The following is a 13,755-nucleotide window of genomic DNA, read 5'->3' on the forward strand; positions in this document are numbered from 1 at the left end:
TATTCATCACCATGATGTTTGTTTTTTGCGGCGGTTAAACAGGCCATTGAAGCAAATGTAAAAATAATACAAAATATCCAGTAACGGAAACCAAATAAGCAGGTCGCGGACAACCAGTTTTGTATAAATACGATTGAAAACCAAGAACTGACTGAGCAAACGAACACTATACATACTCAATGGAATGTACCATAAGTTAGGATATAGCACGAAGCACGCCGCCAGCATAAAATAAAACAATAACGCCGATATCAATTGTATCGCGAGCATGCGCTTGTGGCTTCCTTTGTATAGGGTAGACGCGCCCGAATGACGTGCTTTTTGTTTATAGTAGCTTCTCCAGGTTTCTTTTGGAACGGAGTGGACATGGGCATCCGGATGTATGGCGATGTTTACGTTTGTGCGCGTTGCATTGTGATTGACAAACAAATCATCATCGCCAGATTTGATATGCATGTGCTTGTTAAAACCTTTGCCCTTGTAAAAAAGAGACTTGGTATATGCTAAATTACGGCCGACTCCCATGTAGGCATTCCGTTTTAACGCGTAAGACAAATAGCTCATTGCGGTATGCGTTGTTTCAAAGCGAATCAATTTATTTAGTAGTCCTCTTTGTTTGAAATAAGGGGAATAGCCCAAGACAATTTCTTTTTGGGACGAGAAAGCTCCTGCCGTTTCCGCAAGCCAGAAAGGACTCGCTGGCTGGCAGTCGGCATCCGTGAAAACAAGATGCTCATGCTTGGCGGCCTTGACGCCCATAGTGAGCGCAAACTTTTTGCTGTGTTTGAGACGGATATGCTCTTTGATTTCCACCACCTTTAACCGGTCCGGATATTGAGTAGAAAACTCTTTGAGTATCCATTTGCTCTCATCGTCCGAACAATCATCGACCAACACCACTTCAAATAAAGGATATTCCTGTTCCAATATATGGGGGAGGAACGCTTTCAGATTCTCTTCTTCATTATGTGCACAGATGACAACGCTAATCGGGGGAAGGTGAGCGGATTCTCGGAACGATTTCACGGGATAGAACGCTAATTTTCCGTAGACAAAGTAGATGTAGTAAAGCTGGATAAGCAACAAAATACCCAGCACGCCTATGGGTGTATACGAAATATAAGCTAAGAGTTGTTCTAAAAGTGTCATACCGTGCAGCAAAGATACGTTGTCCACCAAGATAAATGGCGAAAAAGTTAAGTTTTATTAAGATTTTGGTACGCACTCGTTTCCTCTCAATTTTTATCCTATTTTTGCATTGATTTTATTCAAACGGATAAGAGGGATATTACGTATATGAAATTTACGCTTCAGGCAAAGGATACAGCATCTAAGGCGCGTGCCGGCGTCTTGGAAACTGCACACGGAGAGATTCAGACACCTATTTTCATGCCTGTTGGTACAGCCGGGACTGTTAAGGCTGTACACCAGCACGAATTGGTGCAGGATATCCAGGCGCAGATTATTTTGGGCAATACATACCACTTATACTTACGTCCTGGTTTGGATGTTTTGCATAAAGCCGGCGGGTTACATAAGTTTAATCATTGGAATGGGCCTATTTTGACAGATTCCGGCGGTTATCAAGTATATTCCTTGACAGAGGTACGCAAGATCCGAGAAGAAGGCGTTACCTTCCGTTCCCATATTGATGGTTCGAAGCATCTCTTTACACCGGAAAATGTGATGGATACGCAACGTATAATCGGCGCAGACATTATCATGGCTTTTGATGAATGTACCCCGTATCCCTGTGAATACAGCTATGCCCGAAAATCGTTGGACATGACCCATCGCTGGTTAAAGCGCTGTGTAGACCGATTTGACAGCACCGAACCGTTATATGGTTATGAACAAACACTTTTTCCCATCGTTCAAGGGTCGGTATATAAGGATTTACGGGAGAAATCGGCGGAGGTGATAGCATCTTTCAATCGGGATGGTAACGCTATTGGCGGGCTTTCCGTCGGCGAACCTGCAGAGGAAATGTACGCTATGACGGAAGTTGTAACCAATATCCTGCCGCAAGATAGACCCCGCTACCTCATGGGGGTCGGTACACCGATTAATATTCTCGAAAATATTGCGTTGGGTATCGATATGTTCGACTGCGTTATGCCTACAAGGAATGCGCGTAACGGTATGTTGTTCACGCAGCATGGTATTATCAATATTAAGAATGAAAAATGGAAGGCCGACTTTTCGCCTATTGAAGCAGAAAGCGATTTGTTGGTCGATCAGATACATACAAAAGCTTATCTTCGTCATTTAATCAGATCACAAGAGATTTTAGGTGCACAGATCGCATCACTGCATAACCTTCATTTTTATCTATGGTTGGTAAAACAAGCTAGAGAGAAAATTGTCGAAGGGACGTTCTATATCTGGAAAGAGAAGATGGTAAAAGTTTTAGGCCAAAGGTTATAAGAAGATGAACATCATTGACCGTTATATCATTAAAAAATACCTGAGCACATTCTTGTTCACGGTGGGTATTTTTGTTGTGGTGATTGTTGTTTTTGATGTTTCTGAAAAACTGGATGACTTCCTTAAGTATAAAGCACCTATGTCGAAGGTATTTCTGGAATACTACGCATTGGGTAGCATCCCTTTTTTCTTGAATATGTTGACGCCGCTGATCAATTTCATCGCCGTGATTTTCTTTACCTCCAAGATGGCCGACCAAACGGAAGTAGTCCCTATTTTGAGTGGCGGGATGAGTTTCAACCGTTTTCTGCGACCTTATATGATTGCGGCGAGTATCATCTTTTTATTTACACTGGTCTCCAATATCTGGATTATTCCCTATACCAATAAGATCAAAGTAAATTTCGAGAATGTCTATGTAAAACCACATAAGATCAGTACTTCAACGATGTCTACACACATGCAGATTGACTCCAATACCTATGTGTACATCGATAATTTTGATACGAAACGTAATATAGGTTATAATTTTTCTCTGGAAAAATTTGATGGTGACCAGCTGATCGAGAAGCTAATGGCGCAAAGTATTACCTGGGATTCCGTTGCCACGAAATGGAAAATAAAAGACTATACCGTTCGGATGATTGATGGTTTGACCGAAACCATGGAAAAGGGAGTGGATAGGGACACGACATTAGATATGTTGCCTAGAGACTTCGAAACCTACGACAATGTCTTTACCGCCATGGATACCAAAGAACTGAACCAGCGTATAGCAAAAGAAGAAACCCGTGGAACAGGTATGATGACTGATTTGCTACTGGAAAAATATAAACGCTATATCGGTCCATTTTCTGCCTACATTCTGACTTTAATGGGGGTGTCACTATCGTCTAAAAAAGTTCGGGGCGGTATTGGTTTGAGTCTTGGAATCGGTATCGCATTGAGTTTTACTTTTCTCGTCTTGGTCCAGTTTTCGACCATGTTCTCTTTAAAAGGAGGACTGCCGCCCTTAATTGCGATCCTGATTCCCAATATCTTGTTCTTGATTCTGGCACTCTGGCTAAAATATAAAGCACCGAAATAGTGAACAATAAAAATGTCCTTATCCTGCATTTCACGGTGTTGATTTGGGGATTTACAGGGGTGTTAGGCGGTTTGTTGTCGATATCGGCGGTCCATCTGGTCTGGTATCGTGTTTTGATCGCTGCACTTTCTCTTTTTATTTATTTTATCTTTATGGGTAAATCGATACACGTCTCTAAAGAAAAGCTAATCCAGTTTTTTCTTGTAGGGGGGATTGTTGGTGTACATTGGGTACTGTTTTTCCATTCCATTAAGATTTCAACCGTGTCCGTTACATTGGTGACCTTGTCCTCGCTGACACTGTTTACCTCTATTTTGGAACCCATTATCAATAAAACCAAAATATCGAAAGCCGATGTCGCCATAGGCCTGATTATTATCTTCGGGATCTACCTCATCTTTAAATTTGAGTTTCAATATGTCTGGGGAATAATATTTGGCCTTGCAGCAGCTTTCTGTGCTAGTGTTTTTTCTATCTTTAATGCGCGGATGGTGAAAAAAACCAGTCCCACAGTCATTACGTTTTACGAAATGTTAGGGGCGTTTTTCGCGGTATCCCTGATCATGGTGTTTATGGGTGATTTCAATGCGGAAATGTGGCTGCAAGATGCAGATTGGGCATATATTTTGTTATTGGGCGTTGTCTGTACCGCAATAGCTTACGTATTGGGCGTAGCGGTGATGAAAGAATTGAGCGCTTTTACGGTTGCGTTGACGACGAATATGGAGCCTATATACGGTATTCTTTTGGCGATGCTCATTTTTGGGAAACAGGAAACAATGAGTTTGGGTTTTTATATCGGAGCAGTTATTATTTTGGGAGCGGTATTCTTGTATCCTTACGTAAAAGTAAAAATAGAAAACAGAGAGAAAAGGTTAATTAACCGGAAGTTGCACTAAAAAGGGGCTGTAACACGTATTTATGATACAGCCCCGTTTCTTTGTGTTATAACACCTAAGCGTATGAAACTGCTTGATCTTTACATTCCAGTTCCGAGTACCCCATCAGGAACTCATCTACTTTTCGAGCGCATTCACGACCTTCGGAGATCGCCCAAACAACAAGAGATTGACCTCTGCGCATATCACCTGCTACAAATACCTTGTCAGCAGACGCTTTAAATTCGCCTTCCCGAGCTTCCACATTACCGCGTCCGTCAAGCTTTACACCGAGCTGTTGTAATAGACCTTCGTGTTGTGGATGCAAGAAGCCCATCGCTAATGTGACCAATTCACAAGGAATCTCCCGCTCGGAACCTTCTATTTCCTTAAATTTGGTGGGTCTGCCCAGCGCATCAGTTTCCCATTCTAAATCAACAATCAACGCCGCACGCAGATGTCCTTTGTCGTCTCCCAAGAATGCTTTCGTGCTTACGCCCCAATTACGTTGACAACCTTCTTCGTGCGATGTGGTTGTTTTGAGCAACATCGGGTAGGTCGGCCACGGCATTGCAGCTGTGCGCTCCTGCGGTGGTTGTGGCATCAATTCAAATTGTGTAACACTTTTTGCTCCGTGACGATTGGATGTTCCCACACAGTCGGAACCGGTATCTCCACCACCGATAACCAATACGTTTTTATCAGTTGCTAAAATTTCTTCCACCTCAACAGGGGAGTTGCCTACCCGTTTGTTTTGCTGTTTCAAAAATTCCATCGCGTAGTGAACACCTTTCAGTTCACGTCCCGGAATCGGCAAGTTACGTGGAATCGTTGATCCTCCAGCCAATACCACTGCATCGTAATCCTGTAATTCGCTGGCAGGAACATTTACACCTACCTCCGCATTTGTTTTAAATACGACACCCGATTGTTCCATCACTTCCACCCGACGGTCGATCACGGATTTATCCAGTTTGAAATCCGGAATGCCGTAACGAAGCAACCCACCCACTTTATCATCACGTTCGTATACCACGATATCGTGTCCCGCTTTGTTTAATTGTGCAGCCGCAGCCAACCCAGCAGGGCCGGAGCCGACTACTGCCACACGCTTGCCGGTCTTGATATAGTTTTTATTTGGCTGTACGTAGTTTTTCTTATAAGCAATTTCAATAATATGTTTTTCGATTTCTTCGATAGCTACCGGTGGTTTGTTGATACCTAGCACACACGCGGCTTCGCAGGGTGCGGGGCAAATTCTTCCCGTAAATTCCGGAAAGTTATTGGTGGACACCAAGATGTTATACGCTTCCTCCCAGCGGGCATCGTAAACGGCATCGTTAAATTCGGGGATTACATTTCCCAATGGACATCCCGAGTGGCAAAAAGGAATGCCGCAATTCATACAGCGCGCCGCTTGATGATTCAGCTGATCGTCTGTATAGCTGTGTACAAATTCCTGATAATTTTGTTTTCTGCTTTCTACAGACTCTTTCTGCGGAAGCACTCTTTCAAATTCTAAAAATCCTGTTGGTTTTCCCATGACTACTTTTCCTCCGCTAATTAAGCTTCCACTAATTTTTTACGTAACACATTTTTGTATTCACGTGGGAATACTTTGATAAATTTACCTTTTTCGTTCGCCCAGTTTTGCAAGATGAAGTTGGCGCGCTCGCTGTTCGTGAGGTGTACATGGCGCTTCAATAAAGCGATAATCTCGTTTTCATCTTCCGTGTCTAGCGGATCAAGGTCTACCATTTCCTGATTGCAATTGTCGCGGAAGTTGCCCGCTATATCGTAAATCCAAGCGATACCACCACTCATCCCCGCAGCAAAGTTACGCCCTGTTTCGCCTAGGATCAGTGCACGTCCTCCGGTCATGTATTCACAACCGTGGTCGCCTATACCCTCTACAACGGCAGTAGCTCCCGAGTTTCTTACTCCAAAACGTTCGCCTGCCATGCCATTAATAAAGAGGTGGCCCGACGTCGCGCCATATAAGGCAACATTCCCAATGATAATGTTCTCATGGGCTACTAACGGGCTATCATCTGTTGGATAAATAGCCAATTGTGCACCCGAAAGCCCTTTGCCTACATAGTCATTGGCTTCACCTTCCAATTCGAACGAAAGCCCTTTAACAGCAAACGCGCCGAACGACTGACCTGCCGAACCCTCAAACTTGAAGTTAATCGTGTTGTCCGGCAAGCCATCTGCACCATGTATTTTGGAAACTTCATTTGATAAAAGTGTACCAATGGTACGGTCTGTATTTTTCACTTTGAATGTGCCAAAGACCGGTGTTTTTGTATCGATAGCCGATTTCGCTTGATTCAACAATCCCCAATCTAAAATCATACTCATACCGTGATCCTGCTCTTGGGTGTTGTATAAACTCTCCGATGGAGCATTGCGTGCAACGTGTAATATCTGGGAGAAGTCTATCTTTTCCGCTTTCCAGTGATCGATGTTTTCCCGTTTCTTCAGGAACTGTGCACGACCAACCATTTCGTTTATGGTGCGGAAACCTAGCTGAGCCATCGTTTCCCGTATTTCCTCTGCGAGGAAGCGGAATAAGTTGACGATGTCTTCTGGTTTTCCAGAGAATAGCTTCCGTAATTCGGGATCTTGTGTAGCGACGCCTACAGGGCATGTGTTCAGATGGCATTTACGCATCATGATACAACCGCCTGCAATCAGTGCGGCGGTGGCAACGCCCCACTCTTCGGCACCTAATAAAGTCGCAATAACGATATCGCGTCCAGTTTTCATCTGTCCGTCGGCCTGCAAGACCACACGACTACGCAATTTGTTCTGTACGAGGGTTTGGTGTGCCTCGGCTAACCCTAACTCCCATGGTAAGCCCGCATGCTTAACGGAACTTAACGGTGAGGCGCCTGTACCCCCATCGAATCCGGCGATTAGAATGACATCAGCATGTGCTTTTGCTACGCCGGCGGCTATGGTACCTACCCCAGCTTTTGAAACCAGTTTTACATTGATTCTCGCTTGGCGATTGGCATTTTTTAAATCGAAAATCAATTGAGCAAGATCTTCGATAGAGTAAATATCGTGATGTGGCGGTGGAGAAATCAATCCGACACCTGGTGTTGCGTGGCGTAAACGAGCAATAAAATCATCCACCTTATGTCCGGGTAACTGGCCACCCTCGCCTGGTTTTGCCCCTTGGGCCATCTTGATCTGAATCTCGTCTGCCTCTGTTAGGTAATGCGAGGTTACGCCAAATCGGGCCGAAGCCACCTGTTTGATAGCAGAACGCATGGAGTCGCCATTAGGCAATCTTTTAAAACGAACAGCATCCTCACCACCCTCTCCTGTATTGCTTTTTGCGCCGATACGGTTCATCGCAATAGCGAGTGTACTATGTGCTTCCGTAGAAATAGAACCCATAGACATCGCGCCCGTGGCGAAACGTTTCATGATATTTTCGGCAGGCTCGACCTCTTCTAGTGGAACCGATGTTCTATGTTTCGCAAAATCAAGTAATCCCCGCAACGTATACATCCGTTCTTTTTGGTTGTTAATTATGGCTGCGTATTGTTTGTACGATTCGAAATCAGCCGTACGACAAGCTTTTTGTAGAAGGTGTACCGTTTCGGGGCTCCACAAATGGCGCTCACCACGTCGCTTCCATTGATAAATACCACCTTCCGGTAGGAGTTTCTGTTCTACACGCGCCCGACCAAAAGCTCGCCAATGTTTGGATAGCGCTTCTGTTGCGATATCGTCTAATGTCAATCCACCGATTCGGGAAACTGACCCGCAGAAATACGTGTCTACGACCGATTTGTCAATACCGAGCACCTCAAAAATCTGGGCGCCATGATAAGACTGTAGGGTCGATATACCCATTTTGGAGAATATCTTTAATAACCCAGCACAGATCGCTTTTACGTAATTTTTACGTAAATCCTCCCACGCAAGTTCCGTCTCGATCTGCCCCAGTTCTTTCATTGTACGAATCGACGCCAATGCCATATATGGGTTGACAGCTGTGGCTCCAAAAGCTAACAAACAGGCAAAATGATGGACTTCCCAAACATCACCTGCCTCTATCACTAACCCTACTGCACCCCTGTTTCCTGTTTTTATCAAATGATGGTGCACAGCAGATATGGCCAAGATAGACGGAATTGCACAATGTTGTGAATCGATGGCGCGATCAGAAAGAATGATGACCTCAAAACCGTCACGAACTGCATCATCAGCATATCGGCATAGCCTTTCCAACCCTGCTTGCAGTGAACCAGATTTGCCATCAGCTTTGAAGTACGTTTGTAACGTTTTTGCTTGGAATATCCCTGTATCAATGGATCGAAGTTTCTCGAGTTCACTCGAGGTCAGAATAGGATGTTCTAATTTAACACTATGGCAGAATTTTTTGTCTTCTACTAAAATATTGCCCGCATTGCCAATGAATGTTGCTAAGCTCATCACCAAACGTTCCCGAATCGGATCGATAGGTGGGTTGGTGACTTGGGCGAAGAACTGTTTGAAATAGCTGGATAGATGCTGTGGTTGGTCAGAAAGAATAGCCAATGGAACATCCGTACCCATCGAACCAATCGGCTCATATCCTGTTAACGCCATTGGTGTAATAATGCTTTCTAAATCTTCTCGTGAGTAGCCAAAAGCTTGTTGATATTTGAAAACAGATTCTTTTTTAAGATAAGTATAGGTAACCCGAGGCGCCTCCAATTCCGCCATCCGGATTTTGTAGTTATCCAACCATTCGCCGTATGGCTGCTGACGGATAAGCTCGCCTTTGACTTCATCGTCGGAGCGAATACACCCTTTTTCCATATCCACGACAAAAATTTTACCCGGTTGCTGACGACCTTTCTTAATGATGAGGTTTTCAGGTACCGGTAATGCACCTGCTTCTGAAGCCACGACCACACGATCGTCCGATGTAACAGCAAAACGTAACGGTCTCAAACCATTGCGGTCTAATGTCGCACCAATGGTATTACCGTCGGTAAAGCATAAGGCAGCCGGGCCATCCCATGGTTCCATTAACGTCGCGTGGTATTCATAGAATGCTTGTTTGAGCGGATCCATTTGTGTATTACCATCCCAAGCCTCCGGCACGAGCATCAGCATAACATGTGGCAAGCTTCTTCCACTATGTAAAAGTAGTTCTACCACATTATCTAAGCAGGCCGAATCCGATTGTCCGCGATCCACTACTGGAAGGAGGATCTGCATCTCTTCTTCAGTAAAATAAGGTGAAGAAAGTGCTCGCGCTCCAGCATAGAACCAATTTAGGTTTCCAGTCAAGGTATTAATCTCACCATTGTGCGCGATATTACGGAACGGTTGTGCCAAAGACCAAGAAGGGAACGTATTGGTGGAAAAACGAGAATGCACCAGTCCGAATGCTGATACGACACGCGGGTCTTTCAGATCTTCGAAATACGAGCCGACTTGATAGGTCGTTAATTGTCCTTTATATATGATGGTTTTGCAAGACAACGAAGCAATGTATAAAGGCAATGGATATGCCTGATGTTCCTTGATTTTTTGGATGATTAGACGTCTCAAGACGAAAAGCTTCCGTTCGAAGTCTGCTGTCGTGGATACGCCATCAGGACGGGAAACAAAAAACTGAATAATCTCGGGTTCTGCGCCTAGTGCAGTGGGCCCGATGCCTTCTCGATTGACGGGAACGTCGCGAAAGCCTAAAAACTTCATACCGCGCTCTTCTGTTGCTTCGATGACCGTATCGCGACAAATTTGGTTTAACTCCTCCTCTTTTGGAAGAAAGACCATGCCTGTGCCATAATAACCTGGCTCTTCTAATTGGATACCGAGGTTTATACATTCTTCCCACAAAAATTCGTGAGGTACCTGAATCATAATCCCAGCTCCATCTCCACTTTCCGGGTCACAGCCACATGCTCCTCGGTGTTCCATGTTCTCCAACATCGTCAAAGCATCCTGTACTTGCTGATGCGACTTCTTACCTTTGATGTGCGCGACGAAACCAACGCCACACGCATCGTGCTCAAAGTCAGGGCTATACAGTCCTTGTTCCGGTAATCTTTCGTTTATCATTTCTCTCCTAAAATATTAGGTTACAAATATATGAAGGAAAAATTGTTTTTATTGAATTTTTTTTAATAAAAATGATTTAGTGTTGTGTTATTTGTAATTTAATGTGTTTTTATTATGGAATTTGTATTTGTTATTTAGATTCTATCTAACCAAATCAAATGCCATAGCGAACCGTAATAATTCGGCGAAAGAATGGCATTCTATTTTCTGTATGAGGTTTTTACGATGTGTGGATACGGTATGGGGAGATAAAAAAAGTTGTTCGGCAATGTCTTTGGTAGACCGTCCGTTTGCGAGTAAGGAGATAATTTCTTTCTCCCGATTAGTCAGCAGGGCGAATTTTCGGTAATGCGTACGAATATAATTATCTTGATCCAGCGTTTTATTTACGCGGGCAACCAAATTATCCAAGCCCATCACAGGAGAAGAGAGCAATACCAATTTCTCGACAAACCCTGAATCCGTTTTTATCTTCAGTAATTTGCAAACGGTATAAAACCAAGTGTAGTTCGTGTGACTATAGAGTCTAACCCGCTGGAAGAAATTGTATTGCTTGTCAAAATCGCCTGCTGCTAGATAATTTCCGATGCCCTCAAAACTGGCCACTTTCTCTTCTGTTACGAAGTATTGGTCGTAGTATGTATCGCCGAGCTCATTTATCTCTTCAACGCAAGTACCTAAACGTTCACAACCCCATTTGTTCATATAGCTGCAGCCAATAGGCTGAAGTCCTTTCAATTCTTGAAGCATCAGGGCTGCTGGTACGACATCTCCGATATCAGGGATGCTGAAATCCCCCTGTTTAATGCCTTTCGCAATACCGAATAGCTGGGTATCAAATGTTTCCATAAATGAGACAATAATGGCAATTGTAAGTCAGTCAGTTGAAATTAAATAGTATTTATGGTTTTTCCAAATTTTGGAGTGCTAAAATACCTAACCTTAGGTATTTATGTGGCTTAGAAGAGTATATATCTTTGATAAAGTTGTGAACAAAATAAATTAGAGATGAGCAAAGAGTGTATCAATCCATACACTGTTAGCAACAGTGACTTTACGCATCATATTGATGTAATTTGTCCGCGTTGCGAGAAGAAAGCGATCGTCATCGGGACAAGTCTTTATGTACCTATGGTTGAGCATGAAGAAAAAGTACGCTTCGCCTGTGTGCGTTGTGGTTACGCCATCAAATATGCAAATACGCCGAAGATGATCGTCTATGTGAACAGCCGCGGTAAGCCGAAATATAGCCGGATGGTCTACCAGAATGCACCTGTCGATCCTTTCTTTGGTTTTTCGGTATGGTACAAAATTGAAACTAACCACGGGTTGCTTTGGGCTTATAATCTAGCGCATATGTCGGTTATTGAGGCTTATATTGCAAATCCCCTACGGGAGCGAAATGGGATAGAAAACAAAAATAGTAGTCTCGCAAGTCGCCTGCCAAAATGGGTGAGTGCTGCCAAAAATCGTTCGTATTTGCTGCGGTTGATTGCACGCGTGAAATCGAAATATTAGACCAAAAACCTCATATAAGCAACCCATCAATAAAATTAAGCTAATGATTGGTAACTTCAGAGCGCCCAGCTTTTGTTGATAAACCAAAATTCGGTGGGAATGATAGCACAAACCGGACAAAATCATTTTTTTGTATCGAAAATGGCCGATCTGTGCTATGCTATTGACCGATCAAAATATATTTGTTATGCGGTGAAGCTACTCTTTATCCGCAAGCTTGTTATACAAAGCCAGATATTCTTCTTTGGTTGGTGGGTACCCCGGAGGCCAATCACCATACACGTCGAAATAAGCGACTACAGCTTCAGGTGGCAACTCTCTTGCGATGTTAGTGAATACTTCATTGATCTCGGGATCACTTGTTATACCCCATTGGTAGTGTATTTTGTCTTTGTAGTTAGGAATTTGATTCGCTGGATCCTCATTCAGGCAATGGTCGACAGCCTCCAAAAGATCGAGATCCATATAGACTAAGGAATATTCTGTTTTTTGAAAGGCCTTTATCAAGATTTTCATAAGAGGGAGCCATTTAATCTTATGGAGCAATATCCTTTTATGGCTATCGATATTCGGGAATTGCATATAAGATCGTCCCTCAAATATTCCTAAATCACGTGCAACGATCGCAGCAGCATTGCTAGCCACATCCGGATGAACTTCTAGCCATTCGTCGGAATCTCTAGATTGAAAATAAAGGCAACGGGATATATAAAAGAGTGTTTCCGCAAGGAGAGAAGCCAGTTCCAGTTCAGGGCTGTACGATTGTTTTTTATAACTAGTTTTAATAGGGGCGATCGTGTTGAGCACCTCCCAGATTTCTTCGTCCGTTGGATTCTCTGATAGAACACCCGTTTTTCGGATACGGGAGTCTGTTCCGTACTGCAAGTCAAAGTTATGATCTACAACCCTGTAATAGAGTTGTTCAAAGAAATGTTCTCTCGCATTGAGATGGAATAACGCGTGATATGCACTTTTTTTCCCAACCTTCAGGGGTTAACTCTTGAATTAATTCGGGTAAGATTTTAAAGAGATCGGTGAATACATTGATCATTACTTTTCTCGGGAAAAGTTTGTGGTTTTTGAGCAAATTTGTCATAATGGTTTTAATTTGATGTTTTTCAAATATATGAAAAAAATATTAAACTAATACAATATAAAATATCCTATAACCAGCCCTTGTCTACGGCAAGGGAAATCAACTCGACAATGTTCTTGCATTTCGTCTTTTGAATGATATTTTTACGATGAGTAGCTACAGTTTGGGGACTGATACAGAGCATATCGGCGATTTCGCTGGTGGTTTTTCCTTGAGAAATTAGTCGTACTACCTCTATCTCTCTCGCACTTAGGGTGATATCCTTGTTGCTGCCTTGAGGAGCGATCGACGACGGTAGAACCTTTTTCCGTGCATGAGCAATGGAGAGATTGATAGTGAGCAACAGTTGTTCTTTGTGAAACGGTTTGAGAAGATAGGCATAAGGCATAACGAGCTCTGCTTTCTGTAGAGTCTGGAGATCAGAATAGGCGGTGAGAAACACGACTGGTATTCGTGCAGGGACAAATTGTTGTGCAAAGGTAATCCCATCAATAGCGTGACGTAGGTTGATATCGCTGAGTACTAAATCGAACAATCGATGTTCCAATAGCTTCACAGCTTCCTCGGGGTTCGTCGCTATTTGGGCAGCAAAGCCATTTGTTTCCAAATGAAGTTTGATGCTTCTGGCAATGATAATCTCGTCTTCTAATATCAATATATTGGCTTCCATG

General features: G+C 43.3%; 10 protein-coding genes. 4 read left to right on the top strand and 6 right to left on the bottom strand.

Annotated features, from left to right (window positions below; all coding sequences use genetic code 11):
* Nucleotides 1–6 precede the first annotated feature (6 nt).
* Nucleotides 7–1,149 (bottom strand): glycosyltransferase, encoded by a 1,143-nt coding sequence (locus H8B17_RS16025; protein ID WP_190310244.1) that lies wholly within the window; start codon nucleotides 1,147–1,149, stop codon nucleotides 7–9.
* A gap of 147 nt (nucleotides 1,150–1,296) precedes the next feature.
* Between H8B17_RS16025 and tgt the strand changes: the two genes are divergently transcribed.
* From tgt to H8B17_RS16040, 3 genes are read left to right on the top strand one after another with little or no spacing between them, the layout of a single operon-like run.
* On the top strand, nucleotides 1,297–2,427 hold the full coding sequence (tgt, locus tag H8B17_RS16030) for a tRNA guanosine(34) transglycosylase Tgt (RefSeq protein ID WP_190310245.1): 1,131 nt from the start codon (nucleotides 1,297–1,299) through the stop codon (nucleotides 2,425–2,427).
* Nucleotides 2,428–2,431: 4 nt separating this feature from the next.
* Complete coding sequence (locus tag H8B17_RS16035; protein WP_190310246.1) at nucleotides 2,432–3,514, top strand: LptF/LptG family permease; 1,083 nt, start codon at nucleotides 2,432–2,434, stop codon at nucleotides 3,512–3,514.
* Nucleotides 3,511–4,413, top strand: coding sequence for a DMT family transporter (locus H8B17_RS16040; RefSeq protein WP_190310428.1), 903 nt, complete (start codon nucleotides 3,511–3,513; stop codon nucleotides 4,411–4,413). Before H8B17_RS16035 ends, H8B17_RS16040 begins: the two co-directional genes overlap by 4 nt.
* A gap of 55 nt (nucleotides 4,414–4,468) precedes the next feature.
* Here the strand turns inward: H8B17_RS16040 and H8B17_RS16045 are convergent, their stop codons facing one another.
* From H8B17_RS16045 to H8B17_RS16055, 3 genes are all read right to left on the bottom strand, one after another.
* On the bottom strand, nucleotides 4,469–5,935 hold the full coding sequence (locus H8B17_RS16045) for a glutamate synthase subunit beta (RefSeq protein ID WP_190310247.1): 1,467 nt from the start codon (nucleotides 5,933–5,935) through the stop codon (nucleotides 4,469–4,471).
* 20 nt (nucleotides 5,936–5,955) lie between these two features.
* Nucleotides 5,956–10,470 (bottom strand): glutamate synthase large subunit, encoded by a 4,515-nt coding sequence (gltB, locus tag H8B17_RS16050; RefSeq protein ID WP_190310248.1) that lies wholly within the window; start codon nucleotides 10,468–10,470, stop codon nucleotides 5,956–5,958.
* A 141-nt stretch (nucleotides 10,471–10,611) separates the two neighbouring features.
* Nucleotides 10,612–11,319, bottom strand: a complete 708-nt coding sequence (locus tag H8B17_RS16055) for a response regulator transcription factor (RefSeq protein WP_190310249.1) — start codon at nucleotides 11,317–11,319, stop codon at nucleotides 10,612–10,614.
* A gap of 159 nt (nucleotides 11,320–11,478) precedes the next feature.
* Between H8B17_RS16055 and H8B17_RS16060 the strand changes: the two genes are divergently transcribed.
* Complete coding sequence (locus H8B17_RS16060; RefSeq protein ID WP_190310250.1) at nucleotides 11,479–11,988, top strand: hypothetical protein; 510 nt, start codon at nucleotides 11,479–11,481, stop codon at nucleotides 11,986–11,988.
* Between the two features lie 198 nt (nucleotides 11,989–12,186).
* On the opposite strand, the gene H8B17_RS16065 is transcribed toward H8B17_RS16060, so the two are convergent.
* Both H8B17_RS16065 and H8B17_RS16070 read right to left on the bottom strand, forming a co-directional pair.
* The gene (locus H8B17_RS16065) at nucleotides 12,187–12,873 is read right to left on the bottom strand and encodes a hypothetical protein (RefSeq protein WP_190310251.1); all 687 of its coding nucleotides are present in this window, start codon (nucleotides 12,871–12,873) and stop codon (nucleotides 12,187–12,189) included.
* A gap of 278 nt (nucleotides 12,874–13,151) precedes the next feature.
* On the bottom strand, nucleotides 13,152–13,754 hold the full coding sequence (locus tag H8B17_RS16070) for a response regulator transcription factor (RefSeq protein WP_190310252.1): 603 nt from the start codon (nucleotides 13,752–13,754) through the stop codon (nucleotides 13,152–13,154).
* Between the last annotated feature and the right edge of the window lies 1 nt (nucleotide 13,755).

Origin of the sequence: Sphingobacterium arenae, from assembly GCF_014692505.1 — a bacterium.
In the GTDB taxonomy this organism is placed as follows: Bacteria; Bacteroidota; Bacteroidia; order Sphingobacteriales; family Sphingobacteriaceae; genus Sphingobacterium; species Sphingobacterium arenae.

What these genes read in the sequence shown, in the direction of transcription:
- H8B17_RS16025 (WP_190310244.1), bottom strand. Translation starts at nt 1,149, where the DNA reads ATGACACTTTTAGAACAACTCTTAGCTTATATTTCGTATACACCCATA.
- tgt (WP_190310245.1), top strand. Translation starts at nt 1,297, where the DNA reads ATGAAATTTACGCTTCAGGCAAAGGATACAGCATCTAAGGCGCGTGCC.
- H8B17_RS16035 (WP_190310246.1), top strand. Translation starts at nt 2,432, where the DNA reads ATGAACATCATTGACCGTTATATCATTAAAAAATACCTGAGCACATTC.
- H8B17_RS16045 (WP_190310247.1), bottom strand. Translation starts at nt 5,935, where the DNA reads ATGGGAAAACCAACAGGATTTTTAGAATTTGAAAGAGTGCTTCCGCAG.
- gltB (WP_190310248.1), bottom strand. Translation starts at nt 10,470, where the DNA reads ATGATAAACGAAAGATTACCGGAACAAGGACTGTATAGCCCTGACTTT.
- H8B17_RS16055 (WP_190310249.1), bottom strand. Translation starts at nt 11,319, where the DNA reads ATGGAAACATTTGATACCCAGCTATTCGGTATTGCGAAAGGCATTAAA.
- H8B17_RS16060 (WP_190310250.1), top strand. Translation starts at nt 11,479, where the DNA reads ATGAGCAAAGAGTGTATCAATCCATACACTGTTAGCAACAGTGACTTT.
- H8B17_RS16070 (WP_190310252.1), bottom strand. Translation starts at nt 13,754, where the DNA reads ATGGAAGCCAATATATTGATATTAGAAGACGAGATTATCATTGCCAGA.